An 18,072-nucleotide genomic window follows, 5' to 3' on the forward strand; every position below is an offset into this window, starting at 1 on the left:
GTTTCAAGTTACAATTTGAGTAAAAAAAATAAAAATAGCCGATAATGCGTTGACTTGAAAGATAAAAGGTATCAGTGATAATTATTTATAGTAAGTCAGATTTACAAGGGGAGTGTCATGGTTGCATTAAACCTTAAGCAAGGTCTGACAATGGCTGATTTTTCCAATGCTGTTGTGCGTGCTTTTATTGATATTACTATTATTGGTGGGATCTACTTTTTTCTTTGTAGTATATGGGGAGAGCCGCCTTCAGTAGGTGTTTACCTTATTATTTATCCACTGATTTCTATCATTACAGTTTCTTTTGAAATTATTTATGATAATGTCAAAGCCAATTCTGATAAATATACTCATCGGGCTTTGTTAAATAAAGTTGGAGAATCAAGTGTTCTGATCAGTGGGCGTGGAAGTGCTTATCAATTATGGGGGATGATTACCCTCTATGCCTTAATGTTTTATATTATATTACTACTTCCCTTTTATTTTTTATTACAGAATAACTTACTTTCATCGCAATTAAACATTTGGTTAGCATTAATTATAAGTTTTTTATTGGTAGTGTTTTCAAGTTGTTTAATTGTATCCAGACTTAAGCATTACGCTATTGAGTCATATGGGAAACTATTTTCCATAAAAAAAGTTGAGGTAAGAAAAGAAGACAGTGACTTACATATAATATTTAATTATTTTTTACCTTGGGCAATTATTGCCGGTGCGATTGCAGGCTTACTGGCATATGGTTATTTTCGGGAAGAAAGTGGTAATTTTACAGAGGTAATTACCGTTTCAGTGGTGGCTTTTAGTTCAGGAGGAACATCCTATATTATTTCTTTATGGATAGCTTATGTGACACAGAAACAAACTATCCTTGATATCAAAGCAAATTTATTACACTTTGAAAAAGATGATAAGCTTGATGAAAGCTCAATGTATTTTTTAATTCATGTTTTTAGTGCATGTGTCATAGCATTAATTTTTATCGTGACGCATTTTTTATCTATTGATCATCTTTCTCCAATACAAATAACAGTTATTGAAACTGTAGTTGGAGCCACATCCGCCGTGGCAGGTTCATTAGCCGGGTTATTGAGAGGGAGAGCAAAAGTTTTATCCCAAAAATATAAGTAACATTCTTGTCAGAATATCTTACCAATCTACCTTGACTTATGTGTATTCGAATAAATTTCGAAAGCATATTTAATAGGTTAATAATGATCTCCCTGACAGCGGATGACAGTGAATGACAGTGAAAACACTCAATGCAGTGCATTAAATATGTGCTGGATACGAGACTGTTTTGTTCAAAACGCGAGGAATGTATGACCAAGACGTATTTTTTGCATGATAGGAAAATTAGTGGGGATATTGCGATCGTTGGGATGGCAACTCATTTCCCGGATGCACCGAATTTATATAAGTTCTGGGAAAATATCATAGGCAAAAAGGATTCGCTGATCGATATCACTGAGATGTCAAAGGAAGAATATTGGAAAAAAGAAGACTTTTACCATCCAGACCCAACAGCCGCGGATAAAACTTATGGTCATCGTGCTGGTTTTGTGCCTGCTATTGATTTTGACCCTGTGGAGTTCAAAATTCCGCCCGCCATTCTCGATTCGCTCAGTACAGCCCAGTTATTTGCTCTGTATGTTGCCAGGCAGGCGATGCAGGATGCCGGTTTGTTGGATCAGAAAAACAGTCAAGTTGATCGTGAGCGTATTGGTGTAATTTTGGGGGGAGGCGGTAATGGTAATACATCATTCTCGCTGGCTGCCCGTCAGCAGGCCCCTTACTTGCGCGAAATCATGATGAAGTCAGGTCTTTCCGAAGAAGTGGCGAGCGATATTATTGAACGCGCACACGGAATGTACCTTGAGTGGAATGAAGACAGCTTCCCGGGGTTTTTGGGCAATGTTGCCTGCGGCAGAATTGCCAGTTATTTTGACCTTGGTGGCACATCTTATATGGTGGATGCTGCCTGTGCCAGCAGTCTTGCTGCAATCAAAGCCGCAATTGGTGAGTTACATTCTGGTAGCTGTGATGCGGTTTTAACAGGTGGTGTCAACCTGGAAAACTCCATTTTTTCTTTCCTGTGTTTCAGCAAAACTCCTGCATTATCGCGAAATAATGTATCCCGTCCCTTCGATCAGAGTGCTGATGGCATGATGTTGGGGGATGGTGTGGGTATGTTGGTTTTGAAGCGTCTTGAAGATGCTGAACTGGATGGTGATAAGATCTATGCAATCATAAAATCTGTCGAAGCCTCCAGTGATGGCCGTGCTAAAAGTATTTTTGCTCCCCGTCTGGAAGGGCAGGTAAAAGCTCTGAAACGGGCCTATGCTAGTGCGGGGATTATGCCGGGTGATATTCAGCTGGTTGAAGCACACGGTACAGGGACAGCATCAGGTGATGATACAGAACTTAAGAGCCTGCATGCTGTGTTTGGCGAATTTCAGATCCCCCCGAAATCAGTGGCGATCGGTAGTATCAAATCCCAGATTGGACATACCCGTTGTGCAGCCGGCGCTGCTTCTATGATCAAAGTTGCATTGGCGTTACACCATAAGGTATTGCCACCAACTATTAATGTGAAAAAGCCTACCGATCTGTTGATGTCAGAAAACAGTCCTTTTTATGTCAACAGTGAAGCCAGACCGTGGCTACGTTCATTCAGCAATGCACCACGCCGGGCGGCATTAAGTGCCTTTGGTTTTGGTGGTACTAACTTCCACGCTATTCTGGAAGAGTATGAAAAACAGACACACGGCCGTTATCGGTTGAATGAATCACCTTGGATCATGTTGTTTAAAGGTGAAAATCCCGCGGACTTGCTTTCACAGTGTGAGGCAGCTTTATCCCGTTTCACGGGTGATTTACCGGAAAATGCCATTCGTCGGCATCTGGAGTTACAAGACATTGAGGACTTACAGCCGCATCAGGCCAGAGTTTTGTTTGTTTCTCAATCTGTGGCACAAACAGTGGAATTACTTTCTGTCGCTGTTAATCAGTTACAGCAAAATAGCACCAGTGGATGGGAACATCCTCGCGGGATCTATTATCAGCCTAAAGGAAAAGCACTGGCTGGCAAGATTGTTGCTCTGTTCCCTGGTCAGGGTTCACAGTATGTCAATATGGCGCGGGATATTGCCAATGATTATCCTGAAATGCGTCAATCACTGGAAGCGCTGGATGATGTCGCTATCAGTCAGTCAGGTCATGAATTGTCCCCTGTTATTTATCCCGTACCTGCCTTTTCAGAAGAAGAACATACGAAACAGCAGCAGCGGCTGACAGACACTGCCAATGCCCAGCCTGCATTGGGGGCAATCAGTGCGGGTTATTTCAATATATTAAAAAATATGGGCTTCCGGCCTGATTTTGTCGCGGGCCATAGTTATGGCGAAGTCACAGCACTCTGGGCTGCGGGAGTACTTTCCGAGAAAGATTTCCACCGCGTTTCTCTGGCAAGGGGATGGGCCGCTGCATCAGCTAGTCAGCTCTGTGGTACTGATTCGGAGGCTGGTGCGATGCTGGCAGCTTCGTTGACCCATGCACAACGTGAAGAAATTCTGCAACGTTATACAGGTATTGTCATTGCTAATGATAACTCTGAGCAGCAAGTGGTCTTTGGAGGAGAAACTGACCAGATTAATCAGCTACATGATGAGTTGAAAAAACAGAATATTCATTGCCGTATTCTGCCTGTTTCTGCCGCCTTCCATACGAAATTTATTCAGCCGGCCTATCAGCCTTACCGTGAGTGCCTGACTGATATCCATTTCCAGCCACCAGAGTGCAAATTATTCTCCAGTGCAACAGCAGAACCCTATGACAATTCACCACGGGTAATTCGGGAATTGTTGGCAGAACAACTGATAAAACCAGTTAAATTCCGTCAGACCATAGAGGCAATTTACCAGCAGGGAGGGCGCTTATTTGTTGAGTTCGGGCCGAAAGGTGTCTTAGGCAAATTAGTGTCTGATATTCTGAAAAACCGGGAACATACCGTGATTTCAACCAACCCCAGTGATAAAGGGGAAGAGAGATTACAGTTAGCCCGTGCTCAGGCCAAATTACTGGCAGAAGGTATCAGGCTGTCGGATATAAACCAGCATGTCCGCCCCCAGCCAGTGGAAGAAGATAAAGGTAAGCGTCTGACATTCAGACTAAGCGGCGGTTTCTTCTTATCCGAGAAGAATAAAGCGCGACGTCAACATGCTTTACGTGATGGTGATCATACTGTTGTTGAGCGGTTTATCGCAGGATCATTGCCACAGCCAGAAAAGGCAGTATTGACAGAAATTGAAAGTCACCCTGTACATGAAGTTGAAAGCGGCGTCGTCGATAACGTCGAAGATGCCGTTGAAAGTTACATTGAAAACGAGATTGAAAGCAAGATTGAAAAGAAGACTGAAAAGGTGATTGAACACAAGCAACCTGTTTCAGCCGAATTTCTCCAACAGAACGTTCTGACAATTATTCAAAGACGAGATAACCCTATGGAACAGAATAATAAATTGAGCGAAAGCCAAAATGCTGACACATTAAATGGACTGTTGCAGGCTCAACAGGTAATGAGTCAACTACATCAGCAATTTCAGACGAATCAAAAAGAGTACATCCAGTTGCTGAGTATGTTACTGGAGAAACAATACAGTTTGCTGGAAAGTTGCAAAGATCACCAGAACCTGCCAACGATGCTCTCCAGTTTGAGTCAAAGCGTTCAACTGTTGGACAAAAACCTCGAATTATACCATACCAATCATGAACGCTATTTTATGACGCAACAAAGCCTGTTCCAGTCCGGGCAGGTAGCACCTGTTATGGCATCGGTTAGCCGTCTGACTCAATCTGTTGTCGAATATTCTGCTCCGGTAAAACCTGCTGAATCTATTTCTGCCCCTGTACCTAACATGCAGCCGGTAGAAATGGTGGAAAAAGTTGAGGTTGAGGCAGTGCGTCCAATGATGCCAGAGATGCCAGAAATGCCAGAAATAGCGGAAATACCTAAGACTGAGGAAGTTCCGGTTACGCCAGTGGTATCAATGGCTGCTTCTGAATCTGCTAATGAACCGATTAAGCCTGAGCCAGAACCGGAAAAAGCGGTCGTCAAAGTGCAGGTGAAAGTACTTGATCCTGAAGTGGAAAAGCTGATCAAACATCTTGAGCGGATCACTGAAGAAAGCATCATCAGCCAATTGATCAACATTGTCAGTGAAAGAACCGGTTATCCGCAGGATATGATCAGCCCAGAGATGGATCTGGAAGCGGATCTGGGTATTGATTCCATTAAGCGGCTGGAAATCTTCGGGGCGATGTTTGATGCGTTCTCTGCGAACATGGGGCTTCACAGTGAGGCAGCAAGAAATAAAGATATGGAAAACTTCGAAGTCGATTCGTTGAGCACTATCGCCAGGATGAGTGACTTCTTTAAACAAATGATCGATGAAGCAGTGAGTGCCTTGTATAACAAGGGACTCGGATCTGAGACAGAACAGGTGCAGCCATCTGTAGAACATCATAAAAAAGAGCAAGTTGTTGTTGCGGAAAGCAGTGGAGGGGCAGCCGATAAATTGCGGTCATTGGGATTTGTCACCTCGACAACGGCTTCATCTGAGGGCTACAGCGTAAAAAAGCCGCTAGCTGAATCGCAACGGGTGGTGTCCTCTGCGGTTCAGCCTGAACTGAATCATAAAATTGCACTAAATAAAGAAGATGAAGAAAAGCTTTTTGCAGATTCGCCCGTTTCCCGTTTTGCAGTGGTGAAACAACCTCTGCCAATGCCGGATTGTTTGCAGGATGTCTTTTCATCTCCCAAACGCTGGCTGGTGGTGGATGAGGCAATAACCAGTGTGGATAACCTGGGCGCAGAAAATACGGTCGTAGAGAACATCGTAGAAGCACTGGAACGGCAGGGACAGCAAGTGGTCGTTTTGTCACTGAAGCAAAATCAGGCTGCAATGGGTGATGAATCTGTGCTGGATGCTGTACTGACAAATATTGAACAGCAACATGGCACTATTGAAGGAGTCATCTACTTGCAGGCTCTGAAACAGGAAGTCAAGGCGTTGGCTGATGTATTCAATGAGCAGGATTACCGCTCAGTTGAAACTACTTTCCTGTTGGCAAAACGTCTGCAAAGCAGCCTTACCCGTGACGGGAAACAGCCGGGATACTTTATGGTAATTATGCGGGGGGATGGTGAACTGCTGACTTCCGGGCGTGAATACTTACCGATTGTTTCTGCGGGCATCACTGGATTGACCAAATCGCTGAATATCGAATGGGGGAATGTCTTCTGCCGCACCGTAGACATTGATGCCAGAATGAAAGACAGCGACGTGGCAAAGATAGTGATAGAAGAGCTTCAGGATAGCCGGACTGATGTGGCAGAAATTGGACGCAGTGTAACTGGTGAACGCATGACATTGGCGCTGAAGGAAGAAAAAGTATTACCAGTGGCATCAGCTATGCAGGTCAGCCCTCATGATGTACTGGTTGTGACAGGGGGAGCCCGTGGTATTACAGCACACTGTGTTATTGAACTGGCAAAACAGAGTCAGGCGGCTTTTATTCTGCTCGGACGTACCGATATGACTGCACCGTTACCGGAATGGTCTGTAGGCAAAACAACCCTGGCTGAACGCAAAACGGCAGCTATTGCCCATCTGCAAAGACAAGGGATTCAGCCGACACCGGTTAAGGTTAATAATATGTTGAGCCGCCTGATCAATATTGATGAAATCAATGCCACATTACAGGCGATCAGGCAAGCGGGGGCGCGGGTTATATATCTGCATTGTGATATCACTGTTCAGGAACAGGTGAAGAGGGTATTGGAGCAAGCCCGGCAGCAGTTTGGGCCGATAACAGGTTTAATTCATGGTGCCGGAAATCTGGCGGATAAGCGGATCGAAAAGAAAACGCTGGCGGATTTACATTCGGTGTTTAATGCCAAAGTCAAAGGGCTTGAAAACGTATGTCGTGGGTTGGATTGCACATCTCTGCGCCACATCATGCTGTTTTCATCAGTTTCCGGCTTCTTTGGTAACGCGGGGCAAACCGATTATTCACTGGCAAACGAGACGCTGAATAAATTTGCCTGTCTGCCGTTCGGTGGCAAAAACAGCCAGATAATCCGTTCAGTGAACTGGGGGCCGTGGGATGGTGGTATGGTCAGCGATGTTCTCAAACGGGCTTATGAGGCTCAGAACATGGTGATTATTCCGCTTGACGAAGGAACAAAACGTTTTGTACGTGAGTTTAGTGATCCCCGTTCACGTCAGATTACCATTGGAGGGAAAACTTATATGGCTCCGAAAAAAACGATACCTAATAAATTACGGAATGTAATCAATAACGCTGCAATTTGAAAAGTGAAAGTATAAAAATCATAAAAGAATGACTCCATTAAATAATGGAGTCATTAAATAATTAAGAAATTAAATAGTGAAAAAATTATGCTGAATAATGAAAAATAATCATGAGTTATAAATAATAAAAGTCAGGTTGCTAATATACCTGAGCGAAAATATTCGCTCAGGGGAACGCTATCATATTAAGGAGTCTCTCCTTTATGGAACATATTGCAATTGTTGGGGTCGGGTGTTTATTTCCCGGAGCAGATACCCCTGAAAAATATTGGGATAATCTGTTACGCGAAAAGGATTGTTCCACACCTTTATCGGCTCTGGAATTGGGGGTTGATCCGGCCTGTTATTATTCTCCGGTTGCCGGTACACCTGACACCATTAATTATGTCAATAATGGACACGTCCGTGATTTTCATTTTGATGGCAAAGGATATAACTTGCCGGAAGAAGAATTAAATACACTGGATGATCTATTTAAATGGACAATCTATGCGGCAGATCAGGCATTAAACGACAGTGGCTATCGCCAGCATAAAAATGTATTGCAAAAAACGGGATTAATTCTCGGTAGTATCGGTATGCCGACTCATTCAACTAAGAAATTAATGAGCCCGTTCTATCACAAAATATTACAACCCTATATTCAAAAATTAATTGGACAACCGGATTTCCGATTTAATCATTTCTGGCCACAGGCTAATCATTCTGACCAGAATTTAATAACCGGCGGACACAATGCCACAATTGCTGCATTGGCACTTGGACTGGCAGGTCCCCGTTATTGCCTTGATGCCGCATGTGCGTCGGCGCTGTATGCCATCAAACTGGGCGCTGATTATCTTCTCAGCCACAAGGCAGACATGATGCTGGTTGGGTCAATTTGCCATGTGGACCATATCTATATCGATCACGGATTTAATATATTGCAGGTCTTCCCTGAAAAGGGAGAGTCTATTCCTTTTGACAAAGCATCCAAAGGCGTAAAAGCCGGTGAGGGTGTTGGCATTGTTGCTATCAAGCGTTACGCCGATGCTGTCCGTGATAACGATAAAATCTATGGCATAGTTGAATCTATTGGCTTGTCCAACGATGCGGGTACTAAGCATTTGTTAGTACCCGATCAGCAAGGGCAGAACGTTGCATTGGAACGCGCCTACCGGAATAGTTCGCGGAATATCGATTACATTGAGTGTCATGCAACCGGCACTAATATCGGGGATCAAATCGAGCTATCGACTATCGAAACCTTTTTTGGTGAACATGAGCTTGATGGACAGGGAAAAATTCCATTAATTGGTGCTAATAAAGCTATCAATGGTCACATGCTCACTGCATCTGGTATGGGGAGTCTGCTGAAAGTCTTGTTAGCTATGCAGCATAATCTGATCCCTGCCACGCCACGGGTCAATCAACTGGTTTCAACGCCCAAAGGGAAGCTCAATATCGATCATATTGTACGGAAAACCAGACCCTGGCCCGAAAGTCAGCGGCCTAAACGCGCGGGTATTAATGCCTTTGGTTTCGGTGGCGTTAACGGGCATATGGTCGTCAGTGAAGATACCCCTGAACGACGGGCCGCTTGTATACCATTCCAGTCAGAAAAAACGCAGAAAACTGATCCGCTGGCCATTGTCGGTATCGGCGTACATATGGCGAAAACTGAGGATAATCAGACGCTGGATCAGGCATTACAACAAGGCATTCAGCACTTCTATCCACTGCCGAAAACCCGTTGGATTGGCATGGAGAAACGCTCTGATGTACTGGCAATGCGTGGAGTGAGTCAGCCACCTTTAGGCTCCTATATCGAAACATTTGAATTTGACTGTAAGAAATTCAAATTGCCACCGAATGTTGTCGGAGCACATTTAAGTTGTCACCTGTTCCTGTTGCCTATCGCGGAACGTGCATTTCTTGATGCCGGTTATCAATTGGATGGCAGTAAGCGCAATATTGCGGTAATTGTGGCGGGAGGTATCGACTATAGCTGTCTGCGTTACCAGGTACGCAATGAAATTAGCTGGCAATTGAAACAGAGCCTGAGTAGTCACGGTATTCAATTGTCGGCAGAAGATACCCTTGCTTTGCAGGAGATCGTAAAGGATAGCCTGTTCCCGAAACCTTATCCCGAAGGTATTACCGGGGGAATTGGTAATATTGTGGCGAGCCGTCTGGCGGCACATTTGAAACTGAATGGTCCGGCATTTACGCTCTATGGTGAAGAAAACTCTCCGTTTAAGGCACTGGAACTGGCCCAGTTTATGCTGACCAGACAACATGTGGATGCGGTGATGGTTGCCTGTAGCAGTTTCGGCGGCACTCTGGAAAATGTGTTGTGGGATCACCAGTCTGAGCACGGAAATCAGGTAGTCGGGGATGGTGGCGGAGTGATTGTTCTCAAACGCGAACAGGATGCCATTAGTGACAATACACCGATTTATGCCGTGCTGGATGGGATTGGTACTTGTTATCTGCCTGATCACTCCCTTGATTTCACAGTAAATGAAGATGCCATTGTGGCAGCCGCGCAATCAAGCCTGACCGCAGCCGGTTGTAGCGCAGATCAGGTCGGTTATATTGAGTTGTATGCGGGCGGAAAATCCGGGGAGATTGCGACTGAATTGTCTGCGTTGGGGCGGGTTTATGGTGTGACAGACGGGCAACCAACGAAGGCTATCGGCACCCTGAAAGCCAATTACGGACATCTGTCTGCATCTGCTGGCCTGTTCGGCATTATAAAATCGGCCCTGCAACTGACACAGCGGTACTTGCCGGTATTGCCGGATTACCCCCATCGTCAGGAGTTGGCACATTATGCAGAGGGGAGATTCCACTTACCAGTACAAACTCAGGTGTGGCCAGCGCCAGTCAAAGCCCCTCGTCGTGCCGCAATCAGTCACCTGGGTATCGACCGCTCTTACAATCATGTGATTTTAAGTGAACCCCGGAACGGAAAACGTGCGCGTCCAACCAGGCTACCGGCGTCAGATCAGCCCGGACTGAAAGTGACGGTCTATGTTGCGAGAGAAAAAACAGTAGAGGAATTCATTCTCAACGCCCAGACTATGGATCGTTTCGCAGCGCTGGCTGTGGCTGCCGTATCGTCAAACGAGCCGGACAAGGCAGAACTAAACAAGGCAGAAACAACTCAGAAAATGCCGCTGTCAATGGAAGTTAACCATTTCATCCGTAATGCCAATACTCAACTGCGTTATCTGCAATTGGAACAGACATTTTATCAATTGATAAAACAGCATTTGGCAGAAATGCCAGGCACACCGTCAATAAATTCGGAATCCATGACAGTTACCGATCCTGCTGTTACAAAGGTTATGCCGGAAAAATCAGAGATAACTTTGCCGGTAATTTTTGACGAACAACAATTACTGGAATTAACCGACGGCAGCGTGGAGAAGATTCTGGGAGCTGCTTATGCGGAAGTGGACAGCTATCCGATACGTACCCGCATGCCATCGCCACCGTTTATGTTTGTTTCCCGTATTACCGCGCTTTCTGCTGTAAAAGACAAACTGGAACCCTGCTACATTGAGTGGGAGTACGATATCCCTGAAGATGCATGGTATGTCGTGAATGGTCGTATTCCTTCCTTTGTCGCGCTGGAGTCATCTCATGCGATGATCGTGGCGTTTACAGTTATAGGCTGTGACATGATGTTCAAAGGACAGCTTTGCTACCGGGCAGTGGATTGCAGCACGACAATTTACAGCGAAATGCCAAAGGCAGGCGAAGTATTGCGCGGACGCGTCAATATTACCTCAGTCATACGGATAGGTGGCCGCTTTCTGGCGAACTATGAGTACTTCTGCTACGTGGGGGAACGTCTGGTATTCAGACTGGCAGCGACTTCCGGTTTCTTCAGCCGTAAAGAAATTGAGCAAGCGGGGGAATTTGATACCAGAGCCTATCTTACCAGAGCCAAACCAGACGGAGCGGTAAAACCGTTCACGCTGTTATCAAAAAACAGACAATCACAACATGAGCCGTCATATGCCGAATTCTTACATAAGGAATTGCTGCATTGTGGCCGGACAACATTCACCGAGCAGGACATCACCTACGTGATGAATGGTGATCTGACAGCCTGTTTCGGTTCCCAATATGGTCGTATCCATGGCGAAAACCTGTGTACACCTGATACCCGTATGTTAAGCAGGATCCTCAGTGTTGACACAACAGGGGGAATGTTTGGTCTGGGGCAAATAGTGGGTGAGTTTGATATCGATCCAGAACACTGGGCATTTAAGGCGCATTTCAAAAATGATCCTGTTATGCCGGGAACCCTGCTGGTGGAAGGTTCGGAACAATTGATGAAATTCTACCTGTTCTATCTTGGGTTAAATTCCCTGCCTGATCTGGAAGTGCAGACGCTGACCGATCATACAACCAATGCCAAATTCCGTGGTGAAGTGCAATGTGAGCGGAATGTGCTGCAATACCGGCTGACCTGTAAATCCATTGAAGCCCGCTATACGGACATAAACGACAAACTGGAATCTGTCACTCTGTTTTTCATTACAGAAACTTTATACCGCGGCAGTGTGGTCGGGATCAGTGACAACATGGGAGTACGGTATGTCCGTCGTCAGTCACAGCAAAAGACCGGAGCAGGTGTAGCAGAACGGGAACAGGATGCGACAAAATGAATCAGCATTTATCTGTCAATTTATCGGGTCACCAACCAAAAGCACATCTGTTGATGGAAAGTCTCTCCCGTTTGCAAGATTTGGCTGCCGAACTGCGGGTTGTAAAATCCGGCTTATCCGTTTCACTGTTACCAGCAGATGAGCCGGTGGCAGAACAGGCTTCTGTTCTGGGCAACCTGCCGGCAATAACGGCAGGCAGTTTAGGAGATGCCGGCTTCATGGCAGATTATGGTGTGGATTATGCCTATTATGCTGGTGCCATGGCTAACGGTATCCACTCGGAAGAGATGGTTATCGCATTAGGCAAACAGCGCATTCTGGGGATCTTTGGTTCCGGTGGCTTGCGTATTCAGCGGATTGCAGAAGCAATTGCACGTATCCGGCAGGCATTGCCGGAAGGGCCATTCGGCGTCAATTTGCTGCATAACCCCGGCAATCCTGAATGGGAAATGGCTTGTGTGCGTCTGTGTATAGAAAATCAGGTGCGAGTAGTTGAAGCATCGGCTTATATCAATCTCAGTCCGGCGCTGGTCTATTACCGTGTCAGTGGTCTGGCCCAACAGTCTGATGGCACAATCCTGCGTCACCATCGCCTGATTGCCAAAGTTTCCCGCCGGGAAGTGGCACAGCACTTCCTGCGTCCGGCTCCCGAAAACATGCTGCAAAAATTACTGGCAGACGGGCTTATTACCCCGGAACAGGCAGAGCTGGCACGACAAGTTTCAATGGCAGATGACATCACCGTAGAAGGCGATTCCGGCGGGCATACCGATCAAGGTGTTCTGGCCTGTATTTTCCGTTCCGTTGTACAGCTACGGGATGAAATCGCAGATGAAACCCAAAACGGAGCCCATCATCACTGTCAGGTACGGATTGGCGCTGCGGGTGGTCTGGGAACACCTCATGCCATTCTGGCAGCTTTTGCACTGGGAGCCGCTTATGTTGTCACTGGTTCAATCAACCAGAGCTGTGTGGAAGCGGGAACATCTGATGCTGTGAAAAAAATGCTGGCACAAGCCCGGATCAATGATGTTGCCACTGCACCGTCAGCGGATATGTTTGAACTGGGTGCCAAAGTACAGGTGCTGAAACAAGGTAGTATGTACGCTGTGCGGGCGCAGAAACTGTACAACCTATATAAACAATATGACAGTCTGGATGAGATACCTGAACAAGAAATTACCCTGCTGGAAAAACAGGTATTTCATAAGCCACTGTCAGACATCTGGCAGGAAACTATCCATTATTTCCGTACCCTCAACCAGCCCGACACCATTACTAAAGCAGAAAAACAGCCGAAGAAAAAAATGGCGCTGGTCTTCCAGTGGTATCTCGGTCAATCGTCCCGTTGGGCGATTACCGGTGATTCTGTACGCAATATGGATTACCAAATCTGGTGTGGTGCGGCCATGGGGGCCATGAACGAATGGCTGAAAGGCACTCCATTTGAAGCGGTTGAAAACAGATATGTCAGTGACATCGCCAAGTTATTGATGAATGGGGCGGCCTGTCTGACCCGTATAGCATTACTCGAATTACTCAATGTTGTTGTACCTGAACAAGTGAAACGGCATGTGTTGCTTAATCACAAACTGTCTGATCAAAAACAATCCGATCACGAACAACCCGACCAAAAATATGAGCAAGAATCAAAGGTGAGGAGTAAAGAATCTATGGATGCTTCAACAAAATTATGTCTGGACAATTCAAAAGGCTTTTATAAAAAATGCTGGGATCTGATGCCCGGCGGATCACACTATAACTTTGGTGATCCTGAGCGTCCGTTGGTGATCCCGTTTAATCGCGGGGAAAGATCCCGTGTGTGGGATCTGGATGGAAATGAACATCTGGATCTGTTCTGCAAATTTGGCGCATTACTGGTTGGGCATCACAATGAGGCTTACAACAGTTCGTTGATCGAATACATGAATAAAGTGACTTCCGTTGACACCTGTGATTTGGAAGTCGATGTTTGTGAAACGATGGTCAAACACATCCCTTGTGCTGAAATGGTCCGTTTTTGTCTGAGCGGAACAGAAGCGGTACAAAATGCGCTGCGTCTTGCCCGTGCTTTTACTGGCAAAAACCGTTTTATTCGTTTCCACGGTCACTATCATGGCAATGCTGACAACATTATGGGCTGGCGCAAGAAGCAGGATCTGACTTACCCGGTGCCAGAGCAGTTCAAAGGTGACTTGTTAGATACACTGGGACGCGATCCTAAAGTTATTACCGATCAGTCTTTCATGCTGCCGTGGAATGACATCGATATATTAACTGCCACGGTAGAGCGCTACCACAATGAAATTGCCGCTGTTCTGATGGAGCCGCTTTGCATTAACGGCGGGGGTATTTTCCCTGTTGAAGGCTATCTGGAGAAAACCAAAGCACTGTGTGAGAAATATAATATTGTGCTGATTTTCGACGAAATCATCACCGGTGTTCGTTTGGGGTTGGGAGGCGCACAGAAAATACTGGGTGTAACCCCTCATCTGGCAACTTTCGGTAAGGCATTGGGCGGCGGTGCTATGCCAATCTCCGCTATTGCCGGTCGCCGTGACATTATGAATCTGTACACCCGTGGGAAAGTTATCCACGCAGGGACGTTCAATGGTTATCCGCTTGGGCTGGCTGCTGTCCAGACAACGTTCAGGTTGATTGAGGAAGATCCCGGCTGTTATGAGCGTATGGGTGACGTTATGCGCCAGATTTCCAATGTCTTTGTGAAAGCCGCAGAAGCTGTTGACCTGCCACTGGTTGTACAGGGAATGCCGACCGCCTTGGTTTATCACTCTCAGAACACTCCTGTCACCTCTTCTGAAGGTTACAGCGATAAGGTTAAATTCTGCGACATCATTATTCGTGAAATATCCAAACGCTATGGTATCCAGTTCTCTCCGTTGTCCCGCATGTACCCTAACCTGTTGATGTCACAGGATGATGTACGTTTCTTCGAGGAGCGGATCTTTGATGCAATGGAAAATGCCCGCAAAGTGATTGATATCACATTTAAAGAAGGGTTGGCTGGATGAGTCGGCAAATTGCTGTTGTAACCGGTGCGGCAGGGGGATTCGGCACCACGATCACTAAGACACTGTTGGATATTGGTTATCTGGTGGCTGCAACGGATATCAGCATACAAAAACTGGCGCTCCTGAAGGAGCGCCTCGGGCACCCTGAATCCCTGACAGTCTTTGAAATGGATGTGACTGATATCGCCTCCGTCGAACAGGCGGAGCAACGGATTACGGAAACATTAGGTAAGACGATCACTGTTCTGGTGAACAATGCAGGCATTATCCACCGGGCTTTTTGCCTGTCGGGCAGAGGATTGCCGGAGGCCGCCAAAGTGATCGATGTCAATCTGGTCGGTGCTTTTAACTGTACAACGATTTTTGTCCGCCATATGGCGCAGCAGAAATATGGGCGCATCATCAATATCGCTTCCGTTGCTGGCATTTGGGGAGCGGCGGGAAGTGCTGCTTATGGCGCATCAAAAGCGGGATTAATTTCTGCTACAGAATCCTGGGGCCGTGAACTGGGACCGTTGAATATCAGTGTCACCGCTATTGCTCCGGGGATTTGTAAAACTGACATGCTGGAGCAGTTCGTCAGTTCTGGCCCGATGGAATCTGCGGCAGAAGATAAGATTGTACGTTCGATTGTGCCTGTCGGGCGTTGGGGAACGTCAGATGATGTGGCTGAAGTTGTGGGATTTTTGGCAAGTTGTAAAACCAATTATCTCAATACCGCAGTGATCGCACTGGATGGTGGAATGCGTGTTGGCACCATATAAAAGCGTATTCCGATAGGTCTCAGGGGGCAGCCAGTAAAGCTGCTACCTGAAGATGACAGGTATGAAAAAACAGCAAGTAACACATTTAATCACTAGGTGCAGGGGATAAACATGCTCAACCATACCAAAAAAGATACCAAAAACATCTTAATTACCGGCGCAACAGGTGTCATGGGGGGCAGGGTCTTACTTGAAATACTAACTACAACTGATGCCAGTGTATATTGCCTGATAAGAGCTGAAAATAATTCACAGGCACTGGCGCGTTTGGAAGATTTTTTATTCACCTACGATCAGGAAAAACGGAGCCGAGACCAGCTTCACCGTATTATTCCTGTATTGGGTGATATTACGAAAACAGATCTTGGGCTGACAGCAGAGCTTTACTCAGCATTAACCGGCAAAATTGACAGGGTGATCCATTGTGCGGCCTGGACCAGTCTGGTGGCATCTTATGGCCGGCTTGCGCCTGTTAATGTGTCGGGAACACAAAATATCATTGAATTCTGCCTGCAGGGCAATATACCGCTGCTTTATACCTCCAGCTTTAGTGTGGTGGGAGAACATTTATATCATGACGGTTTCGTTCTGCATGAAACGGATCTTGATGTGGGGCAGAGATTTGATGACATGGATTATGAACGTACCAAATTTGAATCGGAACAGGCTGTCCATCGTGCGGGGGAAAAAGGCCTTAAGTGGGTGATTGTACGTCCCGGCAATATTTGGGGTGATAGTACCGATGGCAGCTACCCATTGCGGCAAACTAAAGTCAAAGGCATTTATTATGAAATGATCAGGGCGTTGGTGGAGACGGGACTCACTTTCAATTCACAGGAAGATTTTGATATTTCTCCGGTGGATTATGTCGCGAAAGCATCATTGTATGCCATTTTAGATATCGAAAAATTTAATGGAAAAACCCTTCACCTGACGGCTCCCGATCCGATCACTTTCAACGATATTGTTTTCTTCCTGAGAGAATTCGGTTATCGCATTGAGACTGTTAACAACGATGACTACATGGAAGCGTTGGCACAAAATTGTATGTATCTCAACGGGAAACCTTACCGTTCAGTTTTTACTGACATATTGGCACTCGCTCATAGCGGCATAGAAATGAATGAAAAAGCCAAATATGCCACAGAGATGACAATGGATTTACTCAGTGGCAGCGGCATTCACTGTCCACCATCAGATAAGACACTGCTTTTCCGTTACTTCAACTACTTGATTGGATCCGATTTCATTCCGCCTCCTCAACAGCAGGGAGAAAAGGGCGAAATCCGCAAAATGTCGGCACAGAGTGGTTATATGGAACACCTGTTTGATGCTGACCTGTAATGAATGTTGATAAAAAATAAATAACAAAACATATATTGAAACGGAGTTTGCAATGATTGCTCAGAATCTTAAAGTCACGATGATTCAAACCGATTTGGTTTGGGAAAATGCAACAAAAAACCGTGAATATATCGAACGCCACATCGCGCAATTAACTGATAGTGATCTGATCATTTTGCCGGAGATGTTCACTACAGGGTTCAGTATGAAGCCACAAGCTATTGCTGAAACGATGGATGGCCCCAGTATTCAGTGGATGAAAAAGCAGGCGGCCGCGAAGGGGTGTACGATTGTCGGCAGCATGATTATCACTGAAAACCAGCATTTCTATAACCGTCTGTTGTGGGTCAATGCAGACGGCTCCATTGCCCACTATGACAAAAAACACCTCTTCTCTTTCGCCCAGGAAGATCATGAATACACAGCAGGTAATGCCCCGCTGATAGTGGACTTCAAAGGCTGGAAGATCGCCACTTTTATCTGTTATGACCTGCGTTTCCCGATTTGGTCACGCAATATCAATGGCCACTACGATGCAGCGCTTTATATCGCCAGCTGGCCTGCCAAACGCTCCCTGCACTGGTGCACTCTGTTGCAGGCACGTGCAATTGAAAACCAGAGCTATGTCATCGGGGTCAATCGTGTGGGGCAGGATGGTAATCAGCTCGACTATGCCGGTGATACCATGTTGATCGATCCGTTGGGTGAAATCTTACTGCACGAGCGGGATAACGAGGCAGTAAACACCATGACCATCTCTCTTGCTCATGTACGGGATGTCAGAGAACGCTTTCCTTTCCTGAAAGATGCAGATCCTTTTGTTTTAAAAGAGAGCATTTTGAGAGAGTAACGCTCTGAATTGAGATTTCGCAGGAAATTGCAGAAATAAGTGTTG

Annotated in this window: 7 protein-coding genes; all 7 read left to right on the top strand. The window is 45.9% G+C overall.

Annotated elements, in window-relative coordinates; genetic code table 11:
- Positions 1-117: 117 nt before the first annotated feature.
- A complete protein-coding gene (locus BDD26_RS12195) occupies positions 118-1,128 on the top strand; it encodes a DUF6347 domain-containing protein (RefSeq protein WP_038264840.1) in 1,011 nt (336 codons plus the stop codon).
- A gap of 191 nt (positions 1,129-1,319) precedes the next feature.
- Complete coding sequence (locus tag BDD26_RS12200) at positions 1,320-7,373, top strand: type I polyketide synthase (protein ID WP_115826671.1); 6,054 nt, start codon at positions 1,320-1,322, stop codon at positions 7,371-7,373.
- 203 nt (positions 7,374-7,576) lie between these two features.
- Positions 7,577-12,037, top strand: coding sequence for a hotdog fold thioesterase (locus BDD26_RS12205; RefSeq protein ID WP_115826672.1), 4,461 nt, complete (start codon positions 7,577-7,579; stop codon positions 12,035-12,037).
- A complete protein-coding gene (locus BDD26_RS12210; protein WP_038264834.1) occupies positions 12,034-15,069 on the top strand; it encodes a PfaD family polyunsaturated fatty acid/polyketide biosynthesis protein in 3,036 nt (1,011 codons plus the stop codon). Before BDD26_RS12205 ends, BDD26_RS12210 begins: the two co-directional genes overlap by 4 nt.
- On the top strand, positions 15,066-15,833 hold the full coding sequence (locus BDD26_RS12215; protein WP_038264832.1) for an SDR family NAD(P)-dependent oxidoreductase: 768 nt from the start codon (positions 15,066-15,068) through the stop codon (positions 15,831-15,833). Before BDD26_RS12210 ends, BDD26_RS12215 begins: the two co-directional genes overlap by 4 nt.
- Positions 15,834-15,944: 111 nt before the next feature.
- On the top strand, positions 15,945-17,177 hold the full coding sequence (locus BDD26_RS12220) for an SDR family oxidoreductase (RefSeq protein ID WP_115826673.1): 1,233 nt from the start codon (positions 15,945-15,947) through the stop codon (positions 17,175-17,177).
- Positions 17,178-17,229: 52 nt separating this feature from the next.
- The gene (locus BDD26_RS12225; RefSeq protein WP_115826674.1) at positions 17,230-18,027 is read left to right on the top strand and encodes an amidohydrolase; all 798 of its coding nucleotides are present in this window, start codon (positions 17,230-17,232) and stop codon (positions 18,025-18,027) included.
- Positions 18,028-18,072: the final 45 nt, after the last annotated feature.

Origin of the sequence: Xenorhabdus cabanillasii, from assembly GCF_003386665.1 — a bacterium.
In the GTDB taxonomy this organism is placed as follows: Bacteria; Pseudomonadota; Gammaproteobacteria; order Enterobacterales; family Enterobacteriaceae; genus Xenorhabdus; species Xenorhabdus cabanillasii.